General features: G+C 65.4%; 24 protein-coding genes. 10 read left to right on the top strand and 14 right to left on the bottom strand.

From position 1 onward, the window contains the following. Positions 1-95: 95 nt before the first annotated feature. Complete coding sequence (locus KW836_RS14550) at positions 96-866, bottom strand: SDR family oxidoreductase (RefSeq protein WP_175121674.1); 771 nt, start codon at positions 864-866, stop codon at positions 96-98. A gap of 279 nt (positions 867-1,145) precedes the next feature. On the opposite strand from KW836_RS14550, the gene gmk reads away from it, so the two are divergent. The 3 genes from gmk to KW836_RS14535 are packed head-to-tail and all read left to right on the top strand — an operon-like array spanning position 1,146 to position 4,343. After that, positions 1,146-1,778, top strand: a complete 633-nt coding sequence (gene gmk / locus KW836_RS14545) for a guanylate kinase (protein WP_175121675.1) — start codon at positions 1,146-1,148, stop codon at positions 1,776-1,778. A 44-nt stretch (positions 1,779-1,822) separates the two neighbouring features. Then, positions 1,823-2,026: a DNA-directed RNA polymerase subunit omega gene (gene rpoZ, locus KW836_RS14540; protein WP_006219679.1), complete on the top strand. Its 204-nt coding sequence runs from the start codon at positions 1,823-1,825 to the stop codon at positions 2,024-2,026. A gap of 22 nt (positions 2,027-2,048) precedes the next feature. Beyond that, on the top strand, positions 2,049-4,343 hold the full coding sequence (locus KW836_RS14535) for a bifunctional (p)ppGpp synthetase/guanosine-3',5'-bis(diphosphate) 3'-pyrophosphohydrolase (RefSeq protein ID WP_175121676.1): 2,295 nt from the start codon (positions 2,049-2,051) through the stop codon (positions 4,341-4,343). Between the two features lie 63 nt (positions 4,344-4,406). Here KW836_RS14535 and glnQ read toward each other — a convergent pair whose 3' ends face one another. From glnQ to glnH, 3 genes are all read right to left on the bottom strand, one after another. Then, positions 4,407-5,135: a glutamine ABC transporter ATP-binding protein GlnQ gene (gene glnQ, locus KW836_RS14530; RefSeq protein WP_175121677.1), complete on the bottom strand. Its 729-nt coding sequence runs from the start codon at positions 5,133-5,135 to the stop codon at positions 4,407-4,409. After that, positions 5,132-5,788: a glutamine ABC transporter permease GlnP gene (glnP, locus tag KW836_RS14525; RefSeq protein WP_175121678.1), complete on the bottom strand. Its 657-nt coding sequence runs from the start codon at positions 5,786-5,788 to the stop codon at positions 5,132-5,134. Before glnP ends, glnQ begins: the two co-directional genes overlap by 4 nt. 165 nt (positions 5,789-5,953) lie before the next feature. Then, positions 5,954-6,706 (bottom strand): glutamine ABC transporter substrate-binding protein GlnH, encoded by a 753-nt coding sequence (gene glnH, locus KW836_RS14520; RefSeq protein WP_175121679.1) that lies wholly within the window; start codon positions 6,704-6,706, stop codon positions 5,954-5,956. A gap of 168 nt (positions 6,707-6,874) precedes the next feature. Between glnH and KW836_RS14515 the strand changes: the two genes are divergently transcribed. Beyond that, entirely contained in the window at positions 6,875-7,909 is a 1,035-nt protein-coding gene (locus tag KW836_RS14515; RefSeq protein ID WP_218343712.1) for a C45 family peptidase, read from the top strand. Positions 7,910-7,934: 25 nt separating this feature from the next. Here the strand turns inward: KW836_RS14515 and KW836_RS14510 are convergent, their stop codons facing one another. From KW836_RS14510 to nudC, 3 genes are all read right to left on the bottom strand, one after another. Then, positions 7,935-11,558 carry a hydantoinase B/oxoprolinase family protein gene (locus KW836_RS14510; protein WP_218343711.1) on the bottom strand — a complete coding sequence of 1,208 codons (3,624 nt, stop codon included), beginning with the start codon at positions 11,556-11,558 and terminating at the stop codon, positions 7,935-7,937. 88 nt (positions 11,559-11,646) lie between these two features. Next, positions 11,647-12,156, bottom strand: coding sequence for a winged helix DNA-binding protein (locus KW836_RS14505; RefSeq protein WP_191578669.1), 510 nt, complete (start codon positions 12,154-12,156; stop codon positions 11,647-11,649). Positions 12,157-12,293: 137 nt separating this feature from the next. Beyond that, positions 12,294-13,064 carry an NAD(+) diphosphatase gene (nudC, locus tag KW836_RS14500; RefSeq protein ID WP_175121683.1) on the bottom strand — a complete coding sequence of 257 codons (771 nt, stop codon included), beginning with the start codon at positions 13,062-13,064 and terminating at the stop codon, positions 12,294-12,296. Between the two features lie 48 nt (positions 13,065-13,112). Here nudC and KW836_RS14495 point away from each other — a divergent pair, with 48 nt between their 5' ends. The 6 genes from KW836_RS14495 to KW836_RS14470 all read left to right on the top strand — a co-directional run bounded on the left by KW836_RS14495 (position 13,113) and on the right by KW836_RS14470 (position 19,075). Beyond that, positions 13,113-13,382 carry a hypothetical protein gene (locus KW836_RS14495; protein WP_218343710.1) on the top strand — a complete coding sequence of 90 codons (270 nt, stop codon included), beginning with the start codon at positions 13,113-13,115 and terminating at the stop codon, positions 13,380-13,382. After that, positions 13,358-14,332, top strand: coding sequence for a TRAP transporter substrate-binding protein (locus KW836_RS14490; RefSeq protein ID WP_218343709.1), 975 nt, complete (start codon positions 13,358-13,360; stop codon positions 14,330-14,332). The genes KW836_RS14495 and KW836_RS14490 overlap by 25 nt, the downstream gene beginning before the upstream one ends. A gap of 7 nt (positions 14,333-14,339) precedes the next feature. Next, positions 14,340-14,840 carry a TRAP transporter small permease gene (locus KW836_RS14485; RefSeq protein WP_175121685.1) on the top strand — a complete coding sequence of 167 codons (501 nt, stop codon included), beginning with the start codon at positions 14,340-14,342 and terminating at the stop codon, positions 14,838-14,840. Next, the gene (locus KW836_RS14480) at positions 14,833-16,134 is read left to right on the top strand and encodes a TRAP transporter large permease (RefSeq protein ID WP_175121686.1); all 1,302 of its coding nucleotides are present in this window, start codon (positions 14,833-14,835) and stop codon (positions 16,132-16,134) included. The genes KW836_RS14485 and KW836_RS14480 overlap by 8 nt, the downstream gene beginning before the upstream one ends. A 331-nt stretch (positions 16,135-16,465) precedes the next feature. Next, entirely contained in the window at positions 16,466-17,536 is a 1,071-nt protein-coding gene (locus KW836_RS14475) for a porin (RefSeq protein ID WP_218343708.1), read from the top strand. Between the two features lie 237 nt (positions 17,537-17,773). Further along, the gene (locus tag KW836_RS14470) at positions 17,774-19,075 is read left to right on the top strand and encodes an alpha/beta hydrolase (RefSeq protein WP_218343707.1); all 1,302 of its coding nucleotides are present in this window, start codon (positions 17,774-17,776) and stop codon (positions 19,073-19,075) included. A gap of 37 nt (positions 19,076-19,112) precedes the next feature. On the opposite strand, the gene KW836_RS14465 is transcribed toward KW836_RS14470, so the two are convergent. The 7 genes from KW836_RS14465 to KW836_RS14435 all read right to left on the bottom strand — a co-directional run bounded on the left by KW836_RS14465 (position 19,113) and on the right by KW836_RS14435 (position 26,444). Then, on the bottom strand, positions 19,113-19,919 hold the full coding sequence (locus tag KW836_RS14465) for a putative hydro-lyase (RefSeq protein WP_175136619.1): 807 nt from the start codon (positions 19,917-19,919) through the stop codon (positions 19,113-19,115). Between the two features lie 28 nt (positions 19,920-19,947). Beyond that, entirely contained in the window at positions 19,948-21,297 is a 1,350-nt protein-coding gene (locus tag KW836_RS14460; RefSeq protein ID WP_218344284.1) for an amidase, read from the bottom strand. Positions 21,298-21,387: 90 nt separating this feature from the next. Beyond that, positions 21,388-22,071, bottom strand: a complete 684-nt coding sequence (locus KW836_RS14455) for a DUF2848 domain-containing protein (RefSeq protein ID WP_218343706.1) — start codon at positions 22,069-22,071, stop codon at positions 21,388-21,390. Positions 22,072-22,137: 66 nt separating this feature from the next. Then, on the bottom strand, positions 22,138-23,421 hold the full coding sequence (locus KW836_RS14450) for a TRAP transporter large permease (RefSeq protein ID WP_218343705.1): 1,284 nt from the start codon (positions 23,419-23,421) through the stop codon (positions 22,138-22,140). Continuing rightward, positions 23,418-24,038 (bottom strand): TRAP transporter small permease subunit, encoded by a 621-nt coding sequence (locus tag KW836_RS14445; RefSeq protein WP_218343704.1) that lies wholly within the window; start codon positions 24,036-24,038, stop codon positions 23,418-23,420. Before KW836_RS14445 ends, KW836_RS14450 begins: the two co-directional genes overlap by 4 nt. 131 nt (positions 24,039-24,169) lie before the next feature. After that, positions 24,170-25,216 (bottom strand): TRAP transporter substrate-binding protein, encoded by a 1,047-nt coding sequence (locus KW836_RS14440; protein ID WP_105238771.1) that lies wholly within the window; start codon positions 25,214-25,216, stop codon positions 24,170-24,172. Between the two features lie 340 nt (positions 25,217-25,556). Continuing rightward, positions 25,557-26,444: a LysR family transcriptional regulator gene (locus tag KW836_RS14435; RefSeq protein WP_175121693.1), complete on the bottom strand. Its 888-nt coding sequence runs from the start codon at positions 26,442-26,444 to the stop codon at positions 25,557-25,559. Between the last annotated feature and the right edge of the window lie 44 nt (positions 26,445-26,488).

Genomic DNA, 26,488 nt, shown 5'->3' with positions numbered 1-26,488 from the left:
GCGCAAGGCCGGCGGACGGCGCCCACTGGGCGCCTGGGGATGAACGCAAAAACGCCGGCACGCTCGTGCCGGCGGTTTCGTTCCTTAAATGACGCTCAGCCCCGGCCCACGAACGGCATGTTGGTGGCCATGAGCGTCATGAACTGCACGTTGGCGTCCAGCGGCAGACGGGCCATTGCGGCCACGGCCTGCGCCACGTGCGCAACGTCCATGCGCGGTTCGACCTTGGTGCTGCCATCGGCCTGCAGGATGCCGGCAGCCATGCGCTCGGTCATTTCCGTGGCGGCGTTGCCGATATCGATCTGGCCGCATGCAATGTTGTAGGCCCGGCAATCCAGGGAGATCGACTTGGTCAGCCCGGTCACCGCGTGCTTGGTGGCGGTATAGGCAATGGAAAACGGCCGCGGCGCGTGCGAGGAAATCGAGCCGTTGTTGATGATGCGGCCGCCTCGCGGGTTCTGCGCTTTCATGATGCGGATCGCAGCCTGCGCGCACAGGAACATGCCCGTCAGGTTGGTGTCGACGACTTCGCGCCACACGGCAACCGGCAATTCCTCGATCGGCACGGCCGGCGCGCCGCGCCCGGCGTTGTTGAACAGCACGTCCAGGCGGCCGTATTCGCGCTGGGCGGTATCGAAGAGATCGCGGACTGCCTGCTCGTCGGATACGTCCGTGGGCACGACGAGTGCCCGCAGACCGTCTTCCCCGGCGGCCGTCCGGGTGGCTTCCAGGGGCTCACGCCGGCGGCCCGCCAGCACGACCCGGTAACCCTGCGCCAGGAATTCCAGCGCGACTGCGCGGCCAATGCCGGTGCCGGCGCCCGTGACCAGGGCGACGCGGGGCGGATCGATCTCGTTCGTGTTCATCGGATTCTCCGTCTTATGAATGCGCGAAATCCTACCCGAATCGTCTTACGGATGCTGCAAGCGAAGGTTCCAGGCGCGACACACTTTCTACATTCCCGCCAAAGGGATGACACGCGCCCGTTGCGCCGCCCACACTGCGCGTCGGTAGTCTGGATCCAACGTCCGCCCGGCTGGATCCAACGTCCGCCTGGCATGGCTTCACGCGTTGCCGGAGCGCGCGGCCAACCGCGCGATTTGCTATTCTTCGAGTCTCAGCATCACAGCCGGTCACATTCATTCATGCACGCCACTCCCGGAAACGTCTTCATGGTCGTCGCGCCCAGCGGCGCCGGCAAGTCCAGCCTCGTGAAGGCCCTGCTTGCCCAGGACTCCTCCATCCTACTTTCCATTTCCTGCACGACGCGCGCGCCCCGCCCCGGCGAAGAAGACGGCCGCGAATACCGGTTTGTTTCGATCGACGATTTCAAGCGCATGCGCGAAGCGCAGAACCTGCTGGAATGGGCCGAAGTCCACGGCAATTTCTACGGCACGCCGCGCGACCGCATCGACGAGGCGACCAGCCAGGGACGTGACGTGCTGCTGGAAATCGACTGGCAAGGCGCGCGCCAGGTGAAGCAGCGTTTTCCGCGCGCGATCGGCATTTTCGTGCTGCCCCCGTCCATCGACGAGCTCGAAAGCCGCCTCAAGGCGCGCGGCCAGGACGAGCCCCAAGTCATCGCCCGCCGGCTGATGGCCGCAGGCGGCGAAATCGCCCATGCGCCTGAATGCGAATATGTTATTATTAATCAAGAATTTAGCGTAGCCCTGTCGGAGCTGACCCAAATCGTCAGCGCCGCACGGCTGCGTTTTTCGTCTCAGGCCGCCCGTCACGCCGAGTTGTTTGCGCAACTTGGCATCCCGGCCGAACACTGAGCCGAACGCATTCTCCCCATCATCCATCAGCACCAGGTGTCCTAATGGCTCGCATCACTGTCGAAGACTGTCTGAATCAAATCCCCAATCGTTTCAAGCTCACGCTGGCCGCGACGTACCGCGCCCGTGAATTGGCGCAAGGCCACGCCCCGCGCCTGGACAGCAAGGACAAGCCCACGGTCACGGCCCTGCGCGAAATCGCTGGCGGACTCACCGGCGTGGAAATGCTGCGTAAAGTTCCCACCTGATACGCTCCGGGGGGCTGCAAGCATGGCTTTTCCCGGGCTGAAGTACGCTTCATCTGGTCTGCTTGCCGCACTACGTGCCGGCTCCCGTCTCGGGCGCCGCACGGGCAAGAAAGACAAGAATTCCCCCACGCCACCGTCCGTCGCCGCACAAGAAGCGGCGGACGCGACCGGATCCCCGGTCGCCTCGCTGGCGCCGCTGACCGAAATCATCGGCAGCTATCTCGACAAGAATGATGTAGAGCGCGTGCGCGAAGCCTATCGCTTTGCGGACCAGGCGCACCTGGGCCAGTTCCGCGCCAGCGGCTCGCCCTACATCTCTCACCCCATCGCCGTCACCGAAATCTGCGCGGGCTGGAAGCTCGACGTCAACGCGCTGTCTGCCGCCCTGCTGCACGACGTGATGGAAGACCAGGGCATCGCCAAGCACGAGCTGGCCGAGAAATTCGGTCCGGAAGTCGCCGAGCTGGTCGATGGCCTGTCCAAGCTGGACCGCCTGGACTTCGCCACCAAGGCCGAACAACAGGCAGAGAGCTTCCGCAAGATGCTGCTGGCGATGGCGCGCGACGTGCGCGTCATCCTCATCAAGCTGGCCGACCGGCTGCACAATATGCGCACGCTGGACGCGGTCAATCCCGAAAAGCGCCGCCGCATCGCCCGCGAAACCTTGGACATCTATGCGCCCATTGCGCATCGGCTCGGCCTGAACCTGCTGTTCCGCGAACTGCAGGATCTGTGCTTTGCCGCGATGCACCCGAACCGCTACCAGGTGCTGTACAAGGCCGTCCTGGCTGCGCGCGGCAACCGCCGCGAGGTCATCACCAAGATCGCCGACTCCGTACGGGCCGCCCTGCCCGCGGCCGGCATCGAGGCCGAAGTCAGCGGCCGCGAAAAGACGCTGTTCGGTATCTACCGCAAGATGGTCGACCAGAAAAAGTCCTTCTCGGACGTGCTGGACATCTACGGTTTCCGCATCGTGGTCCACACGCTACCCGAGTGCTATCTGGCGCTGGGGACGCTGCATCAGCTGTTCCGCCCGGTGCCCGGCAAGTTCAAGGACTACATCGCCATCCCCAAGGTGAACGGCTATCAGTCCCTGCACACGACGCTGGTCGGCCCCTACGGCACGCCGGTCGAGTTCCAGTTCCGTACGCGCGACATGCACCACGTCGCCGAGGAAGGCGTCGCCTCGCACTGGCTATACAAGGGCGCGGATCTGACGCTCAACGATCTGCAAAAGCGCACGCACCAGTGGCTGCAATCGCTGCTGGACATCCAGAGCCAGACCGGCGATTCAGGCGAATTCCTCGAGCACGTCAAGGTCGACCTGTTCCCGGACGCCGTGTACGTTTTTACGCCGCGCGGCAAGATCATTTCGCTGCCCCGCGGCGCCACGCCCGTCGACTTCGCCTACGCGATTCACACCGACATCGGCAATCAGGCCGTCGCGGCCAAGGTCAATGGCGAGTTCGTGCCGCTGCGCACCGAACTGAGCAGCGGCGACACCGTGGAAATCGTCACGTCGCCGGCCTCGCGCCCCAATGCGCAATGGCTGAACTATGTGCGCACCGGCCGGGCGCGTTCTGAAATCCGCCACTACCTGCGTACCGTCAAGTACGAAGAGTCGGTGGCTTTCGGCGAACGCTTGCTGGCCCAGGCAATGCAGGAATTGCACATGCCTTTGCCCGCCACCGACGACCCGGGCTGGCAAAAGCTGGCGCGCAGCACCGGCGCCAGTTCGCGCGAGGAAATCCTGGCCGACATCGGACTGGGCAAGCGGCTTGCCGCGGTGGTTGCCCGCCGATTTGCGCCGGAGCACCAACTGGTCGCCACCACGGCCGCCGCGGTCGACGAACTGACCTCGGCGCGCAGCGCCCCCATCCTGATCCAGGGCAACGAAGGCCAGGCGGTGCAGCTGGCGCCTTGCTGCGGTCCGCTGCCCGGCGATCCCATCGTGGCCGGAATGCGCATGGGTCACGGCCTGGTGGTGCACACGGCCGATTGCCCCGTCGCGTTGCGCCAGCGCCTGCGCGAGCCCGAGCGGTGGATCAACGTGGGCTGGGACGCGCAGACCGCCAAGCATCTGGCGACGCGTCTGGACATCGTCACGCGCAATGAACGCGGCGTGTTGGGACGGCTGGCAGCGGAAGTCACCGCCGCCGACGCCAATATCATGCATGTCACGATGCACGACGACGCCGTGTCCACCGTGTCGCTGCACCTGACCATCCAGGTCGACAGCCGCAAGCATCTGGCCCAGGTCATCCGCGCCATCCGGCACGTGCCGCAGGTGCAGAAGATCGTCCGCGTGAAGGGCTGAGGCCCTACTTACCGCGCACACCAAAAAAAGGCGTCCGGCCACAAGCCGGACGCCTTTTTCATGTCAGGTCACGTGCTGCAGGAAGTCCTTCAAGCGCTGGCTGGGCGGATTGCTGAGCAGCTCCTCCGGCGGACCATCATGAGCGATCTTGCCGGCATCGATGAAGATCAGCCGGCTGCCGACCTTGCGCGCGAATTCCATCTCGTGCGTCACGACTACCATCGTCATCCCCTCCTCGGCCAGGTCGCGCATGACCTTCAGCACTTCGTGACGCAGTTCGGGATCCAGCGCGGACGTGGGCTCGTCGAACAGCATCAGCTTGGGCATGATCGCCAGCGCGCGGGCAATTGCCACACGCTGCTGCTGCCCCCCGGACAGTTCCGAAGGGTAGTGATTCATGCGTTCGGCCAGCCCCACCTTTGCCAGCAACCCCTGAGCAAGCTGACGGGCCTCGTCGCGGCTCTGACCCCGGGTGTGGACGGGTCCGAACATGACGTTTTCCAGTGCCGTCATCTGCGGGAACAGATTGAACTGCTGGAACACCATGCCCGCCTCGCGCCGGATCTCGCGTACGGTGGCCGGGTCGCCTTTCACACTGAGGCCATCGACCAGCAGGTCGCCGTCGTTGATCGTCTCCAGCACGTTGATGCAACGCAGGAAAGTGGACTTGCCCGAGCCTGAAGGCCCGACCACCACTACGACCTCGCCAGCATCGATGTTGAGCGAGATGCCGTTCAGCACCGTCGAGTCGCCAAAGCGTTTGGTGACGTTATGAAATTCAACCATGCTCATATGATGCGCATCCTCTTTTCGACCAGATGCAGGGTCAATGCCATCAGCCCCGTGAGGATCAGATAGATGATCGCCACGGCGGACCAGATTTCGACCGCCCGGAAATTGCTGGCCATGATTTCCTGCCCTTGACGGGTCAGTTCCGCCACGCCGATCACGATGAACAGCGACGAATCCTTAAGGCTGATGATGCACTGGTTGCCCAGCGGCGGAATCATGCGCCGGAACGCAACGGGACCAATGATGTGCAGCAGGATCTTGTGAAACGGCAGGCCCATCGCCTGCCCTGCTTCCTTCAGGCCCTTATGGACCGACAGCAGCGCCCCCCGCACGATTTCCGAGATGTACGCCCCCGAGTTGATGATGAGGGTGGCGATCGCCGCGAATTCGGCGTCGACCCGGATGTCTGCCAGCAGCGGCAGCGCAAAGTAGATGAACATGACCTGCACCACGATCGGCGTGCCGCGGATGACCGCGACATAGACCTGCGCGATGCCCGACAAGATCGCGTTCCCGTAGGCCCGCGTCACGCCCGACAGCGCCCCGAGCAGAAAGCCGCCCGCCAGGCCCCAGAACGTGATCTTGATGGTCATGAGCGTACCCGTCAGCAGATTGGGTAACGCTTCCTCGATGACAGCCCAGTCAAACTCCACGATCTTCCCCCTATGGCGCGCAGCGGCGCGCCCGCATCATGGCGGACGCGCCTCGCGGTCGGGAGCGGTGACGCTTGCCACCACCGAATCCGGCAACGCGCCGGACCCGGTCCTTCACCGCGGCTTACACGGCGCGTCCGTGAAAAGTGCCGCTTGCCGAGCCGGTCAGGGCTTCTTGCCGAACCACTTGGTGTAGATCGCGTCGTACTCGCCGCTGGCCTTCAGGTTGGCGAGCGCCTTGTTGACCTCGGGGACCAGTTCGCTGCCCTTCGGGAAGGCAATGCCGTAGAAGTCGCCGCTCTTGACCGAGCCGACCACCTTCACGCGGCCCTTGCCGGCCGTATTGGCGTAATACTGGACGTTCGGCGTGTCGTGGACGGCGGCATCGACCCGGCCGGTGGCCAGTTCAAGATACGCGTTGTCGATGTTGGGGAACAGCTTGAGCTTGGCGTCCGGCACCTGGGCCTTCAGGAAGTCCACGGTCGCGGTGCCCGTCTTGACGGCGACGGTCTTGCCGGCCAGGGACTTGGCGTCCTTGATGTCGGTGTTCTTTTCGCCCACCAGGATGGCCAGGCCGCTTTCGTAGTAGGGATCCGAGAAGTCGATGACCTTCTTGCGGTCGTCGCGGATCGTGATGCCCGCAAGCGCGGCGTCGATGTTCTTGGTCTGCAGGCCGGGAATGATGCCGGCGAAGTCCATCGGTTGCAGCTTGTACTTGAGGTTGAGTTCCTTAGCGATGGCCGCCCACAGATCGACGTCGAAGCCGACGTACGTGTTGCCCTGCTTGAATTCGAACGGCACGAAAGCGGTATCGGTGGCCACCACCAATTCCCTGCCCTGGGCCTGAGCGGCCGACGCGGCGCCGAACAGGGTCAGGGACAGGCCCACCATAGCGGCGGCGACTTTACGTTTGATCATGAAACTCTCCTCTTGGGGAGCGCCAGGCACCCCGGGCTTGTTGTAAGGGCATGATTCCTGGGCCGCGCCGGGTTCGCCGGCGCAACTTATCGACGATCTTAACGCATCGGATGGAGCCCGGCGGAACGGCAGACCCCGTACAATCCGCGAGACATCCGGAGGTTTTCGATGGCCTGCAAATACGTACGCATCGCTGGAAACCGCCGCCAGGTCGGCGTGGCGCTGGGCAAGCTGGCCCGTCCCATCATGGGGTCCTATCTGGAACAGAGCGGCACCTGGGAAGCCCTGCGGCCGTGGCGCGGTCATCCTTTCGTCGACGAGCTGGCGCAGCAGACGCAGGCCGCCCTGCCGCAGATCTGGGATGAATTCGAAGGTTTGGCCGAAGGTCTGCGCATGCCGCTCAAGGACGTGCTGCTATGGCATTGCCGCGGCGATCTGCTGCACAGCACCACGGATGGCTGCACATCGGCCGCCCTGCGCACCGCAGACGGCACGCGCTGGATCGGCCACAACGAGGACGGCGACCCCTATCTGTATGGCCGCTGCCATCTGGTGGACGTGGCGCTGGACGACGCGCCGGGTTATCTCAGCTTCTATTACCCAGGCTCCCTGCCCGGCCACACCTTCGCCGCCAATCGCGTGGGCCTGGTGCAGACCATCAACAACCTGCGTACCCGGCAGCGCCATGCGGGCGTGCCCCGCATGTTCGCGGCGCGCGCGGTCCTGGACTGCACGACGCTGGACGAGGCGGTGGCGCTGCTGCACGACCTGCCCCACGCCGGCGGTTTTCATCACACGCTGGGCGCGGCGTCGGACCCACGCCTGCTCAGCGCCGAGGTCACGCCGGGTTCGGTGTCCATTCAGGAGATCGGCCGGCGCTACGGCCACGCCAACCACATGGTGCACGCGGCCACCCGCGGCCAGGCGCAGATCGTCACCGATTCGTCGCGGGCGCGGCAGAACCGGATCGAAGGCCTGGTGGATGGATGGCTGCCGGAATCAGGCAGCGCCGACATGCTGGCTGCCCTGCTGGATACCGAGGGCAAGCTGCCGATCCTGCGGACCGCCAAGGACGATCCCGACGACGAGAACACCTTGGCGACGGCGATGTTCGAAATAACCGATGAGGCGGTCGTCCTGCGCGTCTACGACCGTAAGGCACGCGCCGATATCGCGCTGGACGTGATGTCCGATCCCGAGTGATCGGGACCGGACACCCTGGCGTGCATCACTGCGCGCCGTAACCGCCGCCTCCGGGCGTTTCCACCACGAAGACATCGCCCGGACGCAGTTGCGCGCTGTCCTGCGGACCGAGTTCCTCGATGGTGCCATCCACGCGTTCAACCGTGTTGCGGCCCATGGCGCCCGGCTCGCCGCCCGCCAGACCAAACGGCGCGTAACGCCGGTTGTTCGACAGGATGGCCGCGGTCATGTCTTCCAGGAAGCGGATGCGGCGTATGCCGCCGTCGCCGCCGGGATACCGGCCCTTGCCGCCCGAGCCCTTGCGAATCTCGTAGGACTCCAGACGGACCGGGAAGCGGAACTCCAGCACTTCCGGATCGGTCAGGCGCGAGTTGGTCATGTGCGCCTGAACGACCGACGTACCCGCAAACCCTTCGTCGTGGGGACCCGCCGCGTCGATGCGCACCGGACCCGCACCCGTGCCGCCCGAGATGGTCTCGTAGTACTGATGGCGCGCGTTGCCGAACGTGAAGTTGTTCATGGTGCCCTGGCTGGCGGCCAGCACGCCCAGCGCGCCATACAGCGCGTTGACGATGCACATGGACGTTTCCACGTTGCCCGCGACCACCGAAGCCGGCGGGTTCGGACGCAGCATCGAGCCTTCCGGCACGATGATGGACAGCGGCACCAGGCAGCCGTCGTTCAGCGGGATGTCGTCGTTGACCATCGTGCGGAACACATACAGCACGGCGGCCACGGCGATCGCGCCCGGCGCGTTGAAGTTGTTGTCCAGCTGCGCCGAGGTGCCCGTAAAGTCGACCACCGCGCTGCGCGCTTCGGTGTCCACCCGTACGGCCACGCGAATCACCGCGCCGTTGTCCAGCGGGTATTCGTAGCTGCCGTCCTTCAGCACCGAGATCACGCGGCGCACGGCCTCTTCGGCGTTGTCCTGCACGTGGCCCATGTAGGCGCGCACGACATCCAGGCCGAAGTGATCGCACATGCGCAAGAGTTCCTGCACGCCCTTTTCGTTGGCGGCGATCTGCGCGTGCATGTCGGCGATGTTCTGATCGGGGTTGCGCGCCGGCCAGCGGCCTGATCCCAGGATCCCGCGCGCGGCCGCTTCGCGGAACTCGCCGTCCTTGACGAGCTGGAAGTTCGTGAATAGCACGCCTTCGTCTTCAACCGTCTTGGAATCCGGCGGCATCGAGCCGGGCGTGGTGCCGCCGATGTCGGCGTGGTGGCCGCGCGATCCCACGTAGAACAGGATCTCGCGCCCCGCCTTGTCGAACACCGGCGTGATGACCGTGACGTCAGGCAAGTGCGTGCCGCCGTGGTACGGATCGTTCACGACGTACGCGTCGCCGGGCCTCATCTTGCCGGCATTGGCGTTCATGACCGTGCGCACGGACTCGCCCATGGAACCCAGGTGCACCGGCATGTGCGGCGCGTTGGCGATCAGGCGGGCCTGCGCGTCGAAGATGGCGCAAGAGAAGTCCAGGCGTTCCTTGATGTTGACCGAGTACGCCGTGTTCTGCAGGCGGTAGCCCATCTGCTCGGCGATCGACATGAAGAGGTTGTTGAAGACCTCGAGCATGACGGGATCCGCCTGCGTGCCGACCTTGCGCTGCTCGCGGCGCGCTTCCACGCGGCGGATCACGAAGTGATCCTGCGCCGTCAGTTCGGCCTGCCAGCCCGGCTCGACGACCGTGGTCTGGTTGGGCTCGGAAATGATCGCGGGGCCTGCAACCACATTGCCGCCAGCCATGTCTTCACGCACGTAAAGCGGCGTGTCGCGCCAGGCGCCGGCGCTGTACATGCTGACCACGCGGCGGGCTGTCAGCGCGCCTTCGCGGGTGCGCGACGTCGACGCTTCGCCCACGCGCTCGCCGCCGCCGGTTGCCTCGACCGAGATGGTCTCGACCACGAGTTCGCGGTTGGGCATCAGGAACGAATAGCGCTGGCGGTAGGCGGCTTCGAAGTCGCGGCGCGCCTGATCCACGTCCGAGTACGCCACTTCCAGCGCGGTGTCGGTGCCGCGGTACTTCAGGTGCAGGCGGCGCTGCACCGTGATGTCGGCTTCGGCGACGTGCTGGCGGCGCAGTTCGCCGACCGCCTGGCCCGCCAGAACATCCAGTTCGTCCTTCAACTCGCCCATCAGGCTCGCGTCCAGCACCTTCTCGACCGTCTTCTGGCGCATGTCGGTCTGATCCGCCAGCCCCATGCCATAGGCCGACAGCACGCCGCCCAGCGGGTGCGCGAACACTGTCGTCATGCCCAGCGCGTCGGCCACCAGGCAGGCGTGCTGTCCGCCCGCGCCGCCGAATACGGTCAGCGCGTACTCGGTGACATCATGGCCGCGCTGCACCGAGATGCGCTTGATGGCTTCTGCCATGTTGCCCACGGCGATCTCGAGAAAGCCTTCGGCAAGCTGCTCGGGCGACATCTCGCGGCCCGTGGCGGCGCGCACTTCATCAGCCATCGCGGAAAAGCGTTCGACCACGGCGTCGCGGTCCAGGGCCTCGTTGGCATCGGGACCGAACACCTTGGGGAAGAAATCGGGCTGGATCTTGCCCAGGAGGACGTTGCAGTCCGTCACTGCCAGCGGACCGCCGCGGCGATAGCACGCCGGTCCCGGATTGGCGCCCGCGGAATCGGGACCGACGCGCAGCCGCGCGCCGTCGAAATGCAGGATCGAGCCGCCACCGGCTGCGACCGTATGGATGCTCATCATCGGCGCGCGCATGCGCACGCCGGCCACCTGGGTTTCGAATTCTCGTTCGAACTCGCCCGCGTAATGCGACACGTCGGTGGACGTGCCGCCCATGTCAAAGCCGATCACCTTCGGGAAACCGGCGATCTCACTGGTGCGCACCATGCCGACGATGCCGCCGGCCGGGCCCGAGAGAATTGCGTCCTTGCCGCGGAAGCGGTGCGCGTCGGTCAGGCCGCCGCTGGACTGCATGAACATGAGCCGGATACCCGGCAGTTCGCTGGCCACCTGATCGACGTAGCGCTTCAGGATGGGCGACAGGTAGGCGTCCACCACGGTCGTGTCGCCGCGCGAGACGAACTTGATCAGCGGGCTGACCTCGTGCGAGACAGACACCTGGGTAAAGCCGATCTCGTTGGCGATGCGCGCGGCCTGCTGTTCGTGGCCGGTGGCGTGCCAGGCGTGCATGAAGACGATGGCGACCGCGCGGATGCCGTCGTCGTACGCTGCCTGCATGTCGCGGCGCAGCGCGGCTTCGTCCAGCGGCTGGATGACCTCGCCGTCCGCTGCGACGCGCTCGTCCGCCTCGACCACGGATTCGTACAGCATCTCGGGCAGCAGCACGTTGCGGTCAAAAAGCCGCGGGCGGTTCTGGTAGGCGATGCGCAGCGCATCGCGGAAACCGCGCGTCGTGACGAGCAAGGTGCGTTCGCCCTTGCGCTCGAGCAGCGCGTTGGTGGCCACCGTGGTGCCCATCTTCACGCACTCGACCTGGTCGGCGGGCACCGGCTGGCCGGGTGCGATGCCCAGCAGCTTGCGGATGCCGGCCACTGCGGCGTCGCGGTACTGCTCGGGGTTTTCCGACAGCATCTTTGCGGTGGTGGTCGTGCCATCGGGACGGCGCGCCACGATGTCGGTGAAGGTGCCCCCACGGTCAATCCAGAATTGCCACTTCATAGGTGTCCTTGAAAACAAGAGACCGCCGGAGCGCGTTCGGCCACGGTCGGGTTGCTGACAGATCGGGGCGTTGCCCCGCATGTTGGGTTCAGAGAGATGTCGCGGCGCGGGCCGCCTGGTCGTACAGGCCGGACAGCGCGCGCAGCGTGTGCGCCAGTTGCCGGCTGAATTCCAGACCGCCGCCGCCCGGGCCATCCAGGCCCGCGGTCAGGCATTGCTCGCGGATTTCGCCGTAGCGCTTGAGAATCGCCGCGCCCTCGGGCGTGACGCTGTAGAAGACTTCCTTGCTGCTGCGTTCGCCGCGCACCACGCCCAGCCGATCCAATTTCTTTAGCGCATAGCTGACGATGTGGGTGTCTTCGACGTTGAGCGTGAAGCAGATGTCGGCCAGCTTTTTGGGCCGCTCGCGGTGGTAGACGTGGTGAAACACCATCACATCAGTGGGCGTCAGATCGGGCAGGCCTGCGGCCGCCATGCACCGCACCGTCCAGCGGTCGAATGCGTGGCTGGCGATCATGAGGCCGAACTCCACCTCGGAAAGATCGGGCGCGCTGCCGCCGGCAAGATGCGCCGACGAGGCAATCAAAGTGGGGGTCATAGGAGCGGACGGCGGGGTTTAACTGAGCGAAATACTAATAATTTATCTATATTTCATCAATAAAAAATACTAGAACGGGGCAAAAAATCCCTCGTTTCGAGGGAATACCCCTACCGCACGGGCGGCGCCGCGGGCACTTACGGTGCGGTCCACCCCATGGGCAGATTGGCCCGGATCAGCCAGCCCGCGATGGAAATGCGGGCCGCGATGTCGGGCATCTCGTCGCCCGGGCCGAACCAACGGGCGTCGGCGATCTCGTCTTCCTGGATGCGGATGTCGCCTGACACGTAGTCCGCGGTGAACGCGACCATGAGCGAATGCGGGAACGGCCACGGCTGACTGCCGAAGTACTGCAGATTGCCGACCTTGAGGCCGACTTCTTCGAAGACCTCCCGATGGACCGTCTGCTCGATGCTTTCGCCGGGTTCCACAAAGCCGGCCAGCGCTGTGTAGCGCGCCGCTGGCCCATTGGCATGTCGCGCCAGCAGGATGCTGTCGCCCTTGCGGATAAGGACCATCATGGCCGGCGAGATGCGCGGATACGCGGACAGGCCGCAGGCCGGGCAGCGCAGGCAGAATTCGTGCGCCACACGTTCGGCGGGCGTGCCGCAGGCGCCGCAGAACCGGTGGGTGCGCGCCCATTCGGCGATCTGATAGGCGCGGCCGGCCAGCGCCATGCCTTCGTCGTCGAATACGCCGAAGAGCGAACGCAGCTTCTTGAAGGCGTAGCCTTCGGGCGCTTCGAGACCGGGGTCGACGCAGACCGTGCGATACGGCGACCCGGTTTCCATCCAGACCGGCTGCAGAGCCGCAGCCGCCAAGCCAATGCGTTCACACAACGCCGCATCCGGCAACACGCTGGACGATGCTTCGACCAGCAACTCATCACGGCGAAAAACGAAATTCACGCGACCCTCTTCACCACATCTGCGATTCCGCAATCTTAGAAGAAAAAAATGCGCGCCGGATGGCTTGCCATCAGCGCGCAACGCAAACTTCGCGGGGTCATTGAACCTTCAACCAATGAACAACAACTCCCCCTAGGAATTACCCGTAATACGGCGATTTCCCGCGCTTTGTTACCGCACAGCAACATAGAATGGCACGGCATTCAGGCGGCGCGACGCGGCGCCGCGCTTTCTTTTTTTCGCAATGCCTATCGGGTCAGCCCCGTCTTCATCATTCGCAAAGAAGGACCACCATGTACAAGAAAATCTCGCTGTTGACCGGCAGCATCGTCCTGGCATTCAGCGCGGGCGCACAGGCCCAGACCAAGTGGGATCTGCCCAGCGCCTACCCGGCCAGCAACTTCCACGTCGAGAACCTGACGACCTTCATCAAGGACGTCGATTCGCTGTCGCAAGGCAAGCTCAAGATCACGCTGCACAACAATGCCTCGCTGTACAAGGCGCCTGAAATCAAGCGCGCGGTGCAAGGCAACCAGGCGCAGATCGGCGAAATCCTGCTGACCAACTTTGCCAACGAAGACCCGATCTACGAACTGGACGGCCTGCCCTTCCTGGCCACCGGCTACGACGCGTCGTTCAAGCTGTATCAGGCCCAGAAGCCGTTCCTGGAAAAGAAGCTGGCCTCGCAAGGCATGACGCTGCTGTATGCGGTGGCATGGCCGCCCCAAGGCATCTTCGCCAACAAGGACATCAAGCAGATCAACGACATGAAGGGCCTGAAGTGGCGCGCTTACAGCCCCGTCACGGCCAAGATCGCCGAACTGGTCGGCGCGCAGCCCGTGACCGTGCAGCAGGCCGAACTGGCCCAGGCGCTCGCCACCGGCGTGATCGACTCGTACATGTCGTCGGCGTCCACCGGCTACGACACCAAGACGTACGAGTACATCAAGAAGTTCTACGACACCCAGGCCTGGCTGCCCAAGAACGCCATCATCGTGAACAAGAAGGCATTCGACGCGCTGGATCCCGCCACGCAGGAAGCGCTGAAGAAAGCCGGCGCGCAGGCCGAGGAACGCGGCTGGAAGCTGTCGCAGGAAAAGAACAAGTGGTACCAGGCCGAGCTTGCCAAGAACGGCATGGAAACCGTCCAGCCCACGGTCGAGCTCAAGGAAGGCCTGAGCGTGATCGGCAAGCGCATGCTTGAAGACTGGCTCAAGAAGGCCGGTGCGGACGGCCAGGCCATGATCGACGCCTACAAGAAGCAGTGATATCGCCATGCGCCGTTTTCTAGATAGCCTGTACGGCGCGGCCGGCCTGCTGGCCGGCCTGTGCACGATAGGTGTGCTCGTCTCGGTGCTGGCGGCGATCATCGCCCGCCAGCTTAGCTTCAACATACCCGGCACGGACGCCTATGCCGGGTATTTCATGGCCGCTGCGGGCTTCCTTGCGCTGGCCAGCACCTTCAAGCACGGTGAACACATCCGTGTGACGCTGCTGCTCAATTCGCTGAATCCCGCTGGCAGCCGCCGTCTGGACATTTTCGCGTTGGCCGTCGGCTGCCTGCTGGCTGCCGCCTTCGCCTTCTTCAGCATCAAACTGACCTACGACTCCTGGCTGTTCAACGACGTGTCCACGTCGAACGACGCCACGCCGCTCTGGATCCCGCAAACGACCATGGCCGTCGGCACCGTCCTGTTCTTCGTCGCCCTGGTCGATGAACTGGTCCGCCGTTCGCGCGGCGTCGCCGCCGCCACTTCGCAGCAAACCCATGAATGAACTTCTCGTCATTACCTTATTGGTCGTTTCGATCTTCGTCCTGCTTGGCTGCGGGGTCTGGGTCGGCCTGACCCTGGCGGGCACCGCGTGGATCGGTATGGAGATCTTCTCCAGCCGTCCCGCCGGCGACGCCATGGCCGTCACGATCTGGGGCGCCTCGTCCAGCTGGACGCTGACCGCCCTGCCGCTCTTTCTGTGGATGGGCGAGATCCTGTTCCGCACGCGGCTGTCCGAAGACCTGTTCAAGGGGCTCGCGCCCTGGCTGAACCGGCTGCCGGGCCGCCTCTTGCACACGAACGTGATCGGTTGCGCGATCTTTGCCGCCGTGTCGGGCTCGTCCGCGGCCACCTGCGCCACGGTCGGCAAGATGACCATCCCCGAGCTGACGCGCCGCGGCTACCCCGAGGAAAAGATTCTCGGCACGCTGTCCGGCGCGGGCACGCTGGGCCTGCTCATTCCGCCCTCGATCATCATGATCGTGTACGGGGTGGCGGCCGATGTGTCGATCGCCAAGCTGTTCATCGCCGGCATCATTCCGGGCATCCTGCTCGCCTTGCTGTTTAGCGGCTACATCGCCTGGTGGGCCATCCGCAATCCCGGACAGGTGCCGGCGGCGGATCCCGGCCTGACCTTCATGCAGAAGCTGTCCCGCTCACGCCACCTGATCCCGGTGCTGCTACTGATCGGCGCGGTGCTGGGCTCCATCTACACCGGCATCGCCACCGCCACGGAAGCGGCGGCAGTGGGCGTGGTGGGCGCGCTGATCCTGTCGGCGCTGCAGGGATCGCTGAACGGCTCGACGTTCATGCAGTCGCTGCTGGGCGCCACCCGGCTGTACTGCATGATTGCCCTGATCCTGGCGGGTGCGCAGTTCCTCACGCTGGCGATGGGCTATATCGGCCTGCCGCGCGCGCTGGCTGAATGGATCGGCGGATTGGGCCTGTCGCAGTTCGGCCTGATCATGGCGCTGATGGTGTTCTTCATCATCCTGGGCTGCTTCCTGGACGGCATCTCGATCGTGGTGCTGACCATGGGCGTGCTGTTGCCGACGGTGCAGGCCGCGGGCATCGACCTGATCTGGTTCGGCATCTTCATCGTGTTCGTGGTGGAAATGGCACAGATCACGCCGCCGGTGGGGTTCAACCTGTTTGTGCTGTCCGGCATGAGCGGACGTGAACTGCCCTACATCGCGCGCGCATCGCTGCCGATGTTCTTCCTGATGATCGCGGCCGTGCTGCTGCTCTATGCGGTGCCTGGCATCGCCACCTGGCTGCCGCTGCACATGACGCTGTAACGTCGCGCTGACGCCACAAAACCCCGTTCCCGCGAACGGGGTTTTTTCTTTTCAGTTCGCCCGTCAACGGGGCGGCGCGGGTTTATCGGCCTGTAAACCCGGGAAAACGCCGAATATTTTCGATATTCGCCATCCCCCAACTTACTTAGAATCCCCAGTCGCTCGTGTCCGGCAACGGCACGGCGCATTTCTGCAAGCTGGCCTCTGCTCCGGACCCGCGCCAACCCTGGCGTCGGTGCAGCGGCCAGGCATCCGGCTAACCGCCGGGCGCAGCAAGCCAAGCCACAAGCGCGGCGCAACCACAAATCAGCTACACCTGGAGGAGTCCAACATGAAGCGCATCACCTTATCGCTGGCTGCGGCCGGCCTTGGCCTGGCCGCAGGGGCGGCAAGCGCCGAAACCAGCGTCACCCTGTACGGCATCGCCGACGTCAGCATCCGCTACCTGAGCACCAGCTCGGGCGCCGTGGGCGAAGACGGCAGCCGCATCTCCATGGAAAACGGCGCCATCTCCAACAGCCGCTGGGGCCTGCGCGGCTCCGAAGACCTGGGCAACGGCAACCGCGCCTTCTTCCGCTTGGAAAACGGCATCAATCTGCAGAACGGCCGGGGATCGGACACGTCCAAGGCCTTCAGCCGCCTGGCTTATGTCGGCCTGGACGGCGGCAGCATCGGCACCCTGACCCTGGGTCTGCAGAACACCCCCATGTTCGACCTGCTGGCCGACTACTTCGACCCGCTGACCGTCGGCAACTACGAACAGAACGCCTGGCTGCCCGCCGCCATGTCGCGCGTGCGCACCAACAACATGACCAAATACGCCAACACGTTCGGCAATCTGGCCGTGGTGGCATCCTGGGCAAACGGCGACGACTGGGAAGACCGCAAGGCGGGCCAGCAGTACGGCGCCAGCCTGCGCTACACGATCGGCCAGCTTGGCCTGGGCGCCGCGTGGCAGCAAACCTATGCCGCCACCGATTCCGACGAGCGCCAGCGCGCCTGGAACCTGAACGCGTCCTATCAGTTCGAGTCGGCCAAGGTCTTCGCGGGTTACTTCAACGGCCGCGATGAAACGGGCTGGGTCAACGGCGTCATGGGCGGCACCACTACCGCCAGCCTGGACCGCAAGGACAACGGCTACTTCGCCGGCGTGACCTGGCAGGCCACCCCGCGCTGGGCCATCACGGGCGCCGCGTACTACGACCGCAGCGAGAACGTGGTCGTCGAAGGCGACAAGGGCAAGCGCTATGCGCTGGTCGCCGTGGCCGAATACTCGCTGTCCAAGCGCTCGCAACTGTACGGCACCGTCGACTGGAACAAGGTCAGCGATGCCGCCAGCGGCGAAATCGCGGGCAAGAGCAACCAGTTCGGCGCGGCCGTGGGCTACCGCCACATTTTCTAACCCTGTTCCCCCCAAACGCGGGCCCCCTCACGGGCCGGCGCTTGACCCCGCCGCCCCGCGTCCCCAACCGGGGCGGCGCCCCTCCCCGCATCCCCCGGCAGTCTCTCCCCCCACGGCGGCGTTCACAGCCGCGCCACACGTTTTCCCTCCCCCTTGATCGCCGCCGGAACCACGGCGACAATCCTCGCGTCCCTTCGCCGATTCGCGCCAACCCCCAACACGCACCGGGCCCATCGCATGCGCTTTCTCGAAGCCCGCTCACTTGCGTCGCCGCTATGCCGGTGGTGGGCCGCCCGCGCCGTCCTGGCGGCGTGCTTGACGGCGCTGTTGGCCGCCTGCTCCTCGCCCGTGCAGTTGATGCCCACCCCGGTCAAGTTCACGACCGGCCAGGTGGAGCCGTTTGCGCACAAAACCGCGCTCGACGGCACGTCGATTCCCCTGCTCTACGCCACCAACCGCGCCGTCTTCCTGGAATCGCGCCAGCCGTTCTATTCCATTTTTCCCAGTGACACGCTGCGCATGGGCGTTGCCGAAGTGCAGATTGGCGACGGGACGCTGGACTGGGATCAATTGCGCCAGCTTTCGGCCTCGGGCAGCCAGCGAGGCCGGCCGGTACTAAGCCTGGAGCGCATGGAGGAACTTGTCGCCCTCACCCCGCAAAGCGATGCGGAGACGTCTCCTGAGGCCCAGGCCTACTTCGCGCTAATCAACGACGCCCTGGCGGTCAGCCGGCACCGCGACCTGATCGTCTATGTGCACGGCTTCAACAATGCCGTATGGCGCGGCACCGCCCAGGCCGCGCAGTTTCATCACTTTACGGGCCGGCAGGCGGTCGTCCTGGCCTTTCTGTGGCCGTCCGCCGGCAGTCTGCTGTCCTACGCCACGGATGTCCGCACTGCGCGGGCATCGGTGCCCGCCTTTGCGCGCCTGCTGGAACTGCTCGCGCGCAACACGAATGCCCAGCACATCAACGTGCTGGCGTTCAGCGCGGGCGCGCGCATCGCCAGTGAAGGGCTTGCCACCCTGGCGCAGCCCCGCGAAGGCGAAAGCCGCGAGGCGTTGCGCGCGCGGCTGCGCCTGGGTCAGATCTATTTCGCGGCGCCCGACGAGGACACCTACCGGTTCGTAACGGACCTGCGGCAGTACATCGACCTGACCGAACGCGTGAGCCTGGGCGCCAATCTGGGCGATCGCGCCTTGCGTTTCGCGGCGCGCCACCAGCGGGCGTCACGGGCCGGGCGTCCCGACGCGGACGATCTGACCGAGGAGCAGGTGGATTTCGTCAACGCCGCCTCGCAGCGGCTGAACTTCGACATGATCTGGGTCGATCCGCGCGCCATCCCCGATCTGAATCGCCGCGCCCACAGCTTCTGGTTCGGCAACGCGTGGGTCAGCAGCGACGTGCTGATGCAGTTCCTGTGGCACAAGGCGCCGGCCGAGCGCGGACTGCAGGAAGGCTTTACGCAGCAAGGCATGCGCTTCTGGACCTTCCCGCCCGACTACGACCAGCGCGTGAAGGCGCTGATGCAACAGCGCTGATGCCCAGCCGACAAACCAACCTGGGGCCGCGCCCGGATCAGAACACCGCCATGCGGCTGTTGATGAGGTCGGTGACCAGCATGTGGCCGGGCGCATGCGTAATGCAGAATTCCGGCCGCACCGCCGCCACCACCGATTGCGGCGTCACGCCGCACGCCCAGAACACCGGCATTTCGCCAGGGCGGATCTCCACGGGATCGCCGTAATCGGGGGCATCGATATCCGCGATGCCGATGAGCGACGGATCGCCAATGTGAACGGGCGCGCCATGCACCGACGGGAATCGCGACGTCACCTGGATCGCCCGGATCGCGTCGGCGGCCTTCAGGGGCCGCATCGACACCACCAGCGGACCGCCGAACACGCCAGCCGGCTGCGTTGCGATGTTGGTGCGGTACATGGGCACATTGCTGCCCTGCTCAATGTGACGCACGGGCAGGCCGTTATCCAGCATCGCCTCCTCGAAAGAGAACGAGCAGCCGATCAGGAAGGACACCAGATCGTCGCGCCACAGGTCGCGCACGTCTGTCGGCTCCGCCACGAGCTCGCCGTCCTTCCAGACGCGGTATCGCGGGATGTCGGTGCGGATGTCGATATCCGCGCCCAGCTCCGGCAACGCCGGGTCACCCGGCTCGGACATGGCCAGCAACGGGCACGGTTTGGGATTGCGCTGGCAGAAGTGCAGGAAATCCGCCGCCAGCGCGCGCGGCAAAATCGCCAGGTTGGCCTGAACGTGCCCAGGCGCCAGATTCGCCGTGGGACCCGTCAGGCGCCCGCTGCGGGCATCCAGCCGCGCCTGGCGGGCGAGCGCGAGGCTGGTTCTAACGTTATCGGCGTCTGGCATGGGTTCTCTCGTTGCAGGTAAGCGCCGCTCAGCGCGCGGCGAACAGGTCTTCGACCGACAGGCCGATGCCCAGGACGCGGCGGTCCGCGCCATTGCTGGCCGCGATCATCAGGCCCACGGGCGCCGTGCCGGCCGCGTGGCAGGGCAAGGACAGCGCGCAGCCGTCCAGGAAATTGATGAGGGTGGGATTGCGCAGGATGAGTCCGTTGGCGGCGTAGTAGGCTTCGTCGGAACCCTGCAGGTCCGCGACCGGCGGCGCCACGATGGGCGTCGTGGGCATGATCAGCGCGTCGTAACCGGCAATGCGGTGGTCCACGGCGGCTACCCACGCCTCGCGCGCATCGAGCAGTTCGATGTAATCGGCCGCCGTCATATCCTGGCCGCGCATGATGCGCGACACGACGCGCGGGTCGTAACGCTTGCCCGCGCGCGCGATCAGGTCGCGGTGCCAGGCCCAGGCCTCGGCGGCGGTGAAACCGCCCTTGCTGTTGATGGCGGCCAGTTCGGCGAATTCCGGAATCTCGATCCGGTCGATCAGCGCACCGGCGTCCTCCAGACGTTGCACCGCCGCCGCGAAGGTGTCGGAGACATGCTTGTCCATGGCGTCCAGCGCCAGCGTCGTCGGAATGGCCAGACGCAGGCCACGCACGGGCAGCGCCTGCGGCAAGGGACCCGCATCGCCCGACAGGATGGCGTCGAGTTCGGCGCAGCACCGCACGCTGGCGGCGATGGGGCCGATGGAATCCAGATTGGCCGACAGCGGCAGCACGCCCTGCATGGACACCCGCCAGGCGCTGGGCTTGAACCCGGTCAGACCGCACAGGGCGGCAGGAATGCGCACGGAGCCGCCCGTATCCGACCCGATGCCCGCGGCGGCCATGCCGTCCGCAACCGACACCGCCGCACCGGACGACGAGCCGCCGGGAATGCGGCCGGTGGCGCGGTCATACGGATTCAGCGGCGTGCCGTAGTGGGGATTGATGCCCAGGCCCGAATACGCGAATTCGGTCATATTGGTGCGGCCGATGATGACGGCGCCCGCGGCGATCAGGCGCTGCACGACCTCGGCATTCGCTTCGGCCGCCGGCTCGCCTTCGCGCGCCACGGAACCGGCCATCGTGGTCTCGCCCGCGATGTCGAACAGGTCCTTGATGCTGATGGGCAACCCTTCGATCGCGGACCGCACGATGCCGGCCGCGCGCAGCGTGTCCGACGCGCGCGCCTGCGCCAGCGCCGAATCGGCGTAGAGCTTGGTGAAGGCGCGAGCGCCCTCGCCCGCCGGATCCTGAGCCCGCGCCAGCGCGGCTTCGGTCAATGCGACGGAAGTGCTGCGGCCCTCACGCAGGGCCGAGGTCAGATCATTCAGGGTCGAAACCATCATTGTCCTAATGCCGCCTGGCGGCGTAAGTGTTCGGACGGGCGCCTTCGCGGGGAACGCGCCCGGATTCAGCGCCGAGCGTGGCGGCCATCAGGCGACCACGGGCAGCGACTCGACATGATAGCGGTGGCGCAGCGTGCGGTTCAGGCGCGGATCGTGCAGTTCCATCGTGAAATCCGCGGCCGGGCGGATGCCGCCGATGGCGGCCACCGTGCCGCAGGTCATGCCCGCGCCTTCCGGCAGCACGGCGCCGCCGCCCGTGTAGCCCGCGATCAGGTCCTGCGGCGTGCGCAACGTGGACAGCGGCCCTTCCTGGTACAGCACCTTCTCGCCGTTCTCAACGATGTAGGCGCGGATGATCAGTTCGTCCCAGTGCCCCGCCACGTCCGCAAGCCGCCAGGCTTCGGCGCCCACGGGCTTCACGCAGACCTGCTTGGACATCGCCACGCTGACGGTCTCCAGCTTGCGGTCGGTATGGTCGGACGCGATGCTGACGTACATCTCGCCGTCAACGGCAAAAACAAACGTCTCGACCTCGCCCGACGATTCCTCGCCCAGCGCCTGCACGTTGGCCGACTGCGTAAGCTGGTTCTCGGCGATGCGGTAGTACAGCGGCACGCTGCTCGGACGCGGCACGCCAATGGCGGCCAGTTCCTCGATGTGGTGTTCGATGGCAGCCATGTCACGCCCGGCCCAGCCCGCCACGATCACGCTGTTGAAGGCCACTTCCACCTGGCGGGGATTGGCGTCGTCGATCTTGAATACGGCTTTCATATCAGTCCTGCGAAGAAGGAGTGGGAAGCGGCGCAGCCGATGGGCCGCGCCGGAATCAAAGAGTCATCAACCGAAGACGCGCGGCAACCACAGCGCGATGTCGGGCCAGAACGCCAGCAGCGCCAGCATCACGAACATGGCCGCCACGAACGGCAGGCTGCCGACGATCACGGCGCTCATCGAGCCGCTCTTGCGCAGGCTTTGCACGACGAACAGGTTCAGGCCCACGGGCGGCGTGATGAGGGCCGCTTCCACCAGCACGATGATGACGATGCCCAGCCAGATCGGGTCGTAGCCCAGGCCGATCATGATGGGCGCCACGATGGGGATCGTCGTGATCATCATCGACAGCGTTTCCATGAAGCAGCCCAGCACCAGATAGAAGATCACCACGATCAGCAGCATCCAGCCGGGGGACAGGCCGAGGCCGGTGATCGACTTGGTCAGCGCATCGGTCAGGCCCGTCGCCGACATGACGAAGTTCAGGAAGCTGGCGGCAATGACGATCAGCATGATCATGGCCGTGGACCGCATCGTGCCCTCCATCACCTCGCGCAGCATCGACCACGTCAGGCGGCGGAACCACGCGGCCAGGATGAACGCGCCCAGCACGCCCAGCGCAGCGGCCTCGGTCGGCGTTGCCAGGCCCGCATAGATCGATCCGACCACCAGGAAGAAGATGCCCAGCGGCGGCGCCAGATGCACAAGGCTGGCGATCCGTTCGCCCCACGTTGCGTGGATCTTCTTCCCGCCCCACGACGGTTTGGCCACGCAGGCGATCACGACGGTCAGCATGAACAGCGCCGCCATCGCGAACCCCGGGATGATGCCGGCCAGGTACAGCTTGGGCACCGACGAGTTCGTCAGCACGCCATAGATGACCAGGTTGATCGATGGCGGGATCAGGATGCCCAGCGTGCCGCCCGCGGCAAGGCTGCCGAGAAACAGGGGCTCGTTGTAGCCATACTTGCGGATCTGCGGAATGGCGACGGTGCCGACGGTGGCAGCCGTTGCCACGCTGGAGCCGGAGGTTGCCGAGAACAGCGTCGAGGCGCCGATGTTGGCGTGCATCAATCCGCCCGGCAGCCACGACAGCCACAGGCTCATCGCGCTGTACATGCGTTCGGCAAAGCCGGCGCGCAACAGGACCTCGCCCAGCATGATGAACAGCGGAATCGCGACCAGCAGGAACTCGTTGTTCGAACTCCAGGAGATCTCGCCGATGGCGCGCGTCAGCGGCAACATCGAGAACATCGGGTCAAGGATCAGGCCCAGGACGCCAAGCGCAGCGCCCACGGGGATCGACAGACCGATCAGGACCAGCAGCAGTGTCAAAGCGGTGGCAATCATGCGGCTTCTCCCTTCACCATGCGCTCGCCGGCGGCGGCTTCCTCGTCAGCCTCTTCCTGCGCCGAACGCACGCCGCAGATCTGCTTGACCAGTTCGATATCGCCCGTGACGAGCGCGGCGGATGCCCGCGCCAGCATCAGCGCGACCGTGATGCACATCCATGCCAGACCCAGCACCCACAATCCCTGTGGAATCCACAGTGGCGTGGCGAGCGGCGTGTTGGCCGCGGACTTCTGCGTCCAGGACGTCACCACCACGTCGTACGCGTAATACGTCAGAAACACCATGAAGACGGCCAGCGCCACCATGGAGATCCAGTCCAGCACGGCCGACAGGCGCACGGGCAAATATTGATAGAGCACGTCGACGCGCACGTTCGCGCGCTGCAGGGTGGCAAACGCCAGCGCCCAGGAGGTGCTGATGGCAAACGCGTAGCTGGACAGTTCGTCCGCGCCCCCGGTCGTGAAACCCAGGAATTTGCGGGCCAGCACGTCGAAAGAGATCAGCAGCACGCTGGCCACGGTCAGGCCGCCGCCGGCCCATACGGCAGCGCGGGAAAAGCTTTCCGCGCGCCGCAACAGGCCGCCGAGCAGACGGAAGTGTTCGGTTTGAGTCATGAATGGAACCTCAGGTGGCACGGCCTGCCATCGCGTGCGGGCGCCGCGGACCTCATGCCAAGGTCAGGGACCACCGCGCGCCATCACCGGCCGGAATTCGCGCCGGCCCGCGGGCCGGCGCGTCCTGGCGCTTACTTGCTGGCGGTCAGGTTCAGCGTCTTGCCGACCGTGGCATTCCAGTCCTTCACGCACTGCGCCGAGCAGCGGGCGGCCCACTTGGGCAGGACGGCCTCTTGCGCCACCTTCTTGAGCAGCGCCTTGTCGGCGTCGGAGGGTTGCACCAGGACCATCTTGCCCTTGACCGGGAACGGGCACGCAGCCGCGCCGGTGTTGCAGTCATAGCCTTCCTGCGTCTGGCGCGCGGCGGCATCCCAGATGTTGTCGACCAGCGTCTTGACGTTGTCCTGCAGGAACGTGCGCACCTTCGGATCCAGCTTGTCCCAGGCCTTCTGGTTGACGGCATGGATCTGCTGGTTCCAATTGATCGGCAGCGCCACCAGGTGCGTCGACACCTCGTACCACTTGGCGGAGTAGCCCGACAGCGAGCCCGTGATGGCGCAATCGACCACCTTGTTCTGCAGCGCGGGAACGACTTCGCCGAAAGCCATCGTCACGCTCGAACCGCCCAGTGCTTCGACGAATTCGGCCGTGGTGCGGCTGCTGGTGCGGACCTTCTTGCCCTTGATGTCGGCCAGGCCCTTGATCTCGGCATTGCAGAACAGCACCTGCGCCGGATAGGTGGAGATGCCCAGCAACTTGACGTTGTTGCCTTCGCCGTACAGCTTGGCGTAGACGGGCTCGAAGGCTTCGGTCACGGCGCGCGCGGTCTTGACGTCGGGCGCGAGGCCGGCCAGGTCGATGGCTTCGTTGATCGGGTTGTCGCTGGCGAAGTAGGACAGCGTGGCGGTGCCGAATTCGATGACGCCCTGCGACATCAGGCGCAGCAGCTCGGGCCCCTTCAAGCCCATTTCATTGAAGCCCTTGATCTCCGCCGTGACCTGTCCCTTGGACTGCTCGGGAATGGTCTTGGTCCAGAACGGCTTTTCGTAGTCGTTGTAGGCGGTCAGGTTGGACAGGCCGCCCACGATCTTCAAGTGGGTCTTGGGAAGGTCCTGGGCGTGGACGGCGCCGGCCAGAAGGCTGGCGGCGATGGCGGCAAAAGCAAGGGACTTCTTCATGGAAAAACTCCTGGCTGCGGGATCGTGTGCCGCGCGCGGGATCCCGTTGTCCTGGTTGCGCGCCGGTAGGAATCGGTGGTCTCGGATGTGTATCCAGCCGCTACTCCGTTATGAGCGCCATTGCAGCGTCAGGGGCGGCGAGCGTCCAATCGTAAGTTCCGATGTGGGGGTATAAATATTTTTTGGGTCTCGCGGCGAGCGGCGGCGCCAATCCGCGCAAACGACGCATCGGCGCGGCTTTGCGGCCGACGGGCAATCGCGGTGGCACCCTTCCCGCTTATGCAACAAGGCAATCCGCGACGCCGCCCGCTCGGGAAAACACCTACGGCCAAATCGCCGTTCAGGTCTGCGCGGCAACCTTCTGCGCCATCTGCGCGATGACGCGCACGGCATGGCTGTCCGGCCCTTGCACCCACGTGGCGGTGAAGCTCAACTCGGGCAGCGGGTCAGCCTGCACCTGCAGAATGCGCAACTCGCCACGCGCCAGCTCCTTGCCCAGAAACACGGGGGCGATCACGCTGGTGCCGATGGCGTCCTGCGTCATCCGCACCACCATGGACATCGAGGCGCTGCCATACATGCGCGGCGACGTGACACCCGCACGGGTCAGCATGTCGCGCACCACGCGGTACGGCGAACTATTGGAGGGATACGTGATGATCGGCAGCTTGCCGATCGTTGCAAGCGTCAGGGGCTCGGGCCCCAGATCGAGCAGCGGACTGGCGACCCACGCCAGCGGATAGGTGCACAGCGGCAGATTCTCGACCCGTGCCTCAAGCACCGGCCCCATCAGAAACGCCAGATCGATCTGGCGCGACATCAGGTGCGAGCGCAGCACATGCGTGGTATCGACTTCGATTTCCAGCACCAGCGCGGGATACGTCGCGTGGATCAGTTCAATGAGCGCGGGCAGCCAGGTCTGCACGATGGTCTCGGCCACGCCGATGCGCACGGTTCCCGACATGACGTTCTGCTCGCGCGCGGCTTCGAACATGTCGCGCCGCACCTGCAGCATGCGCTCGGCATGCGACAGCAGTTCGTGTCCCTTGGCGGTCAGCTTGACGCCGCGCGCATCACGCTCGAACAGCTTGACGCCCAGGTCGGCTTCAAGCGAAGCGATGCGCTGCGAGACGGCGGGTTGCGTGGTGTTGAGTTTGTCGGACGCGGCGCGAAAGCTGCCCAGCGTGGCGACCCAGAAAAACGTTTCGACGTTGCGTAGTTCTATCATTGGCCTTTTCCCCCGGCGCGATGAGCGTATCATGTCAGCCGCCC

Source organism: Achromobacter sp. ACM05 (assembly GCF_019218915.1).
In the GTDB taxonomy this organism is placed as follows: Bacteria; Pseudomonadota; Gammaproteobacteria; order Burkholderiales; family Burkholderiaceae_B; genus Achromobacter; species Achromobacter animicus.
Note: the sequence above shows the minus strand (reverse complement) of the source record. Positions and strands in the feature narration are given on the sequence as shown.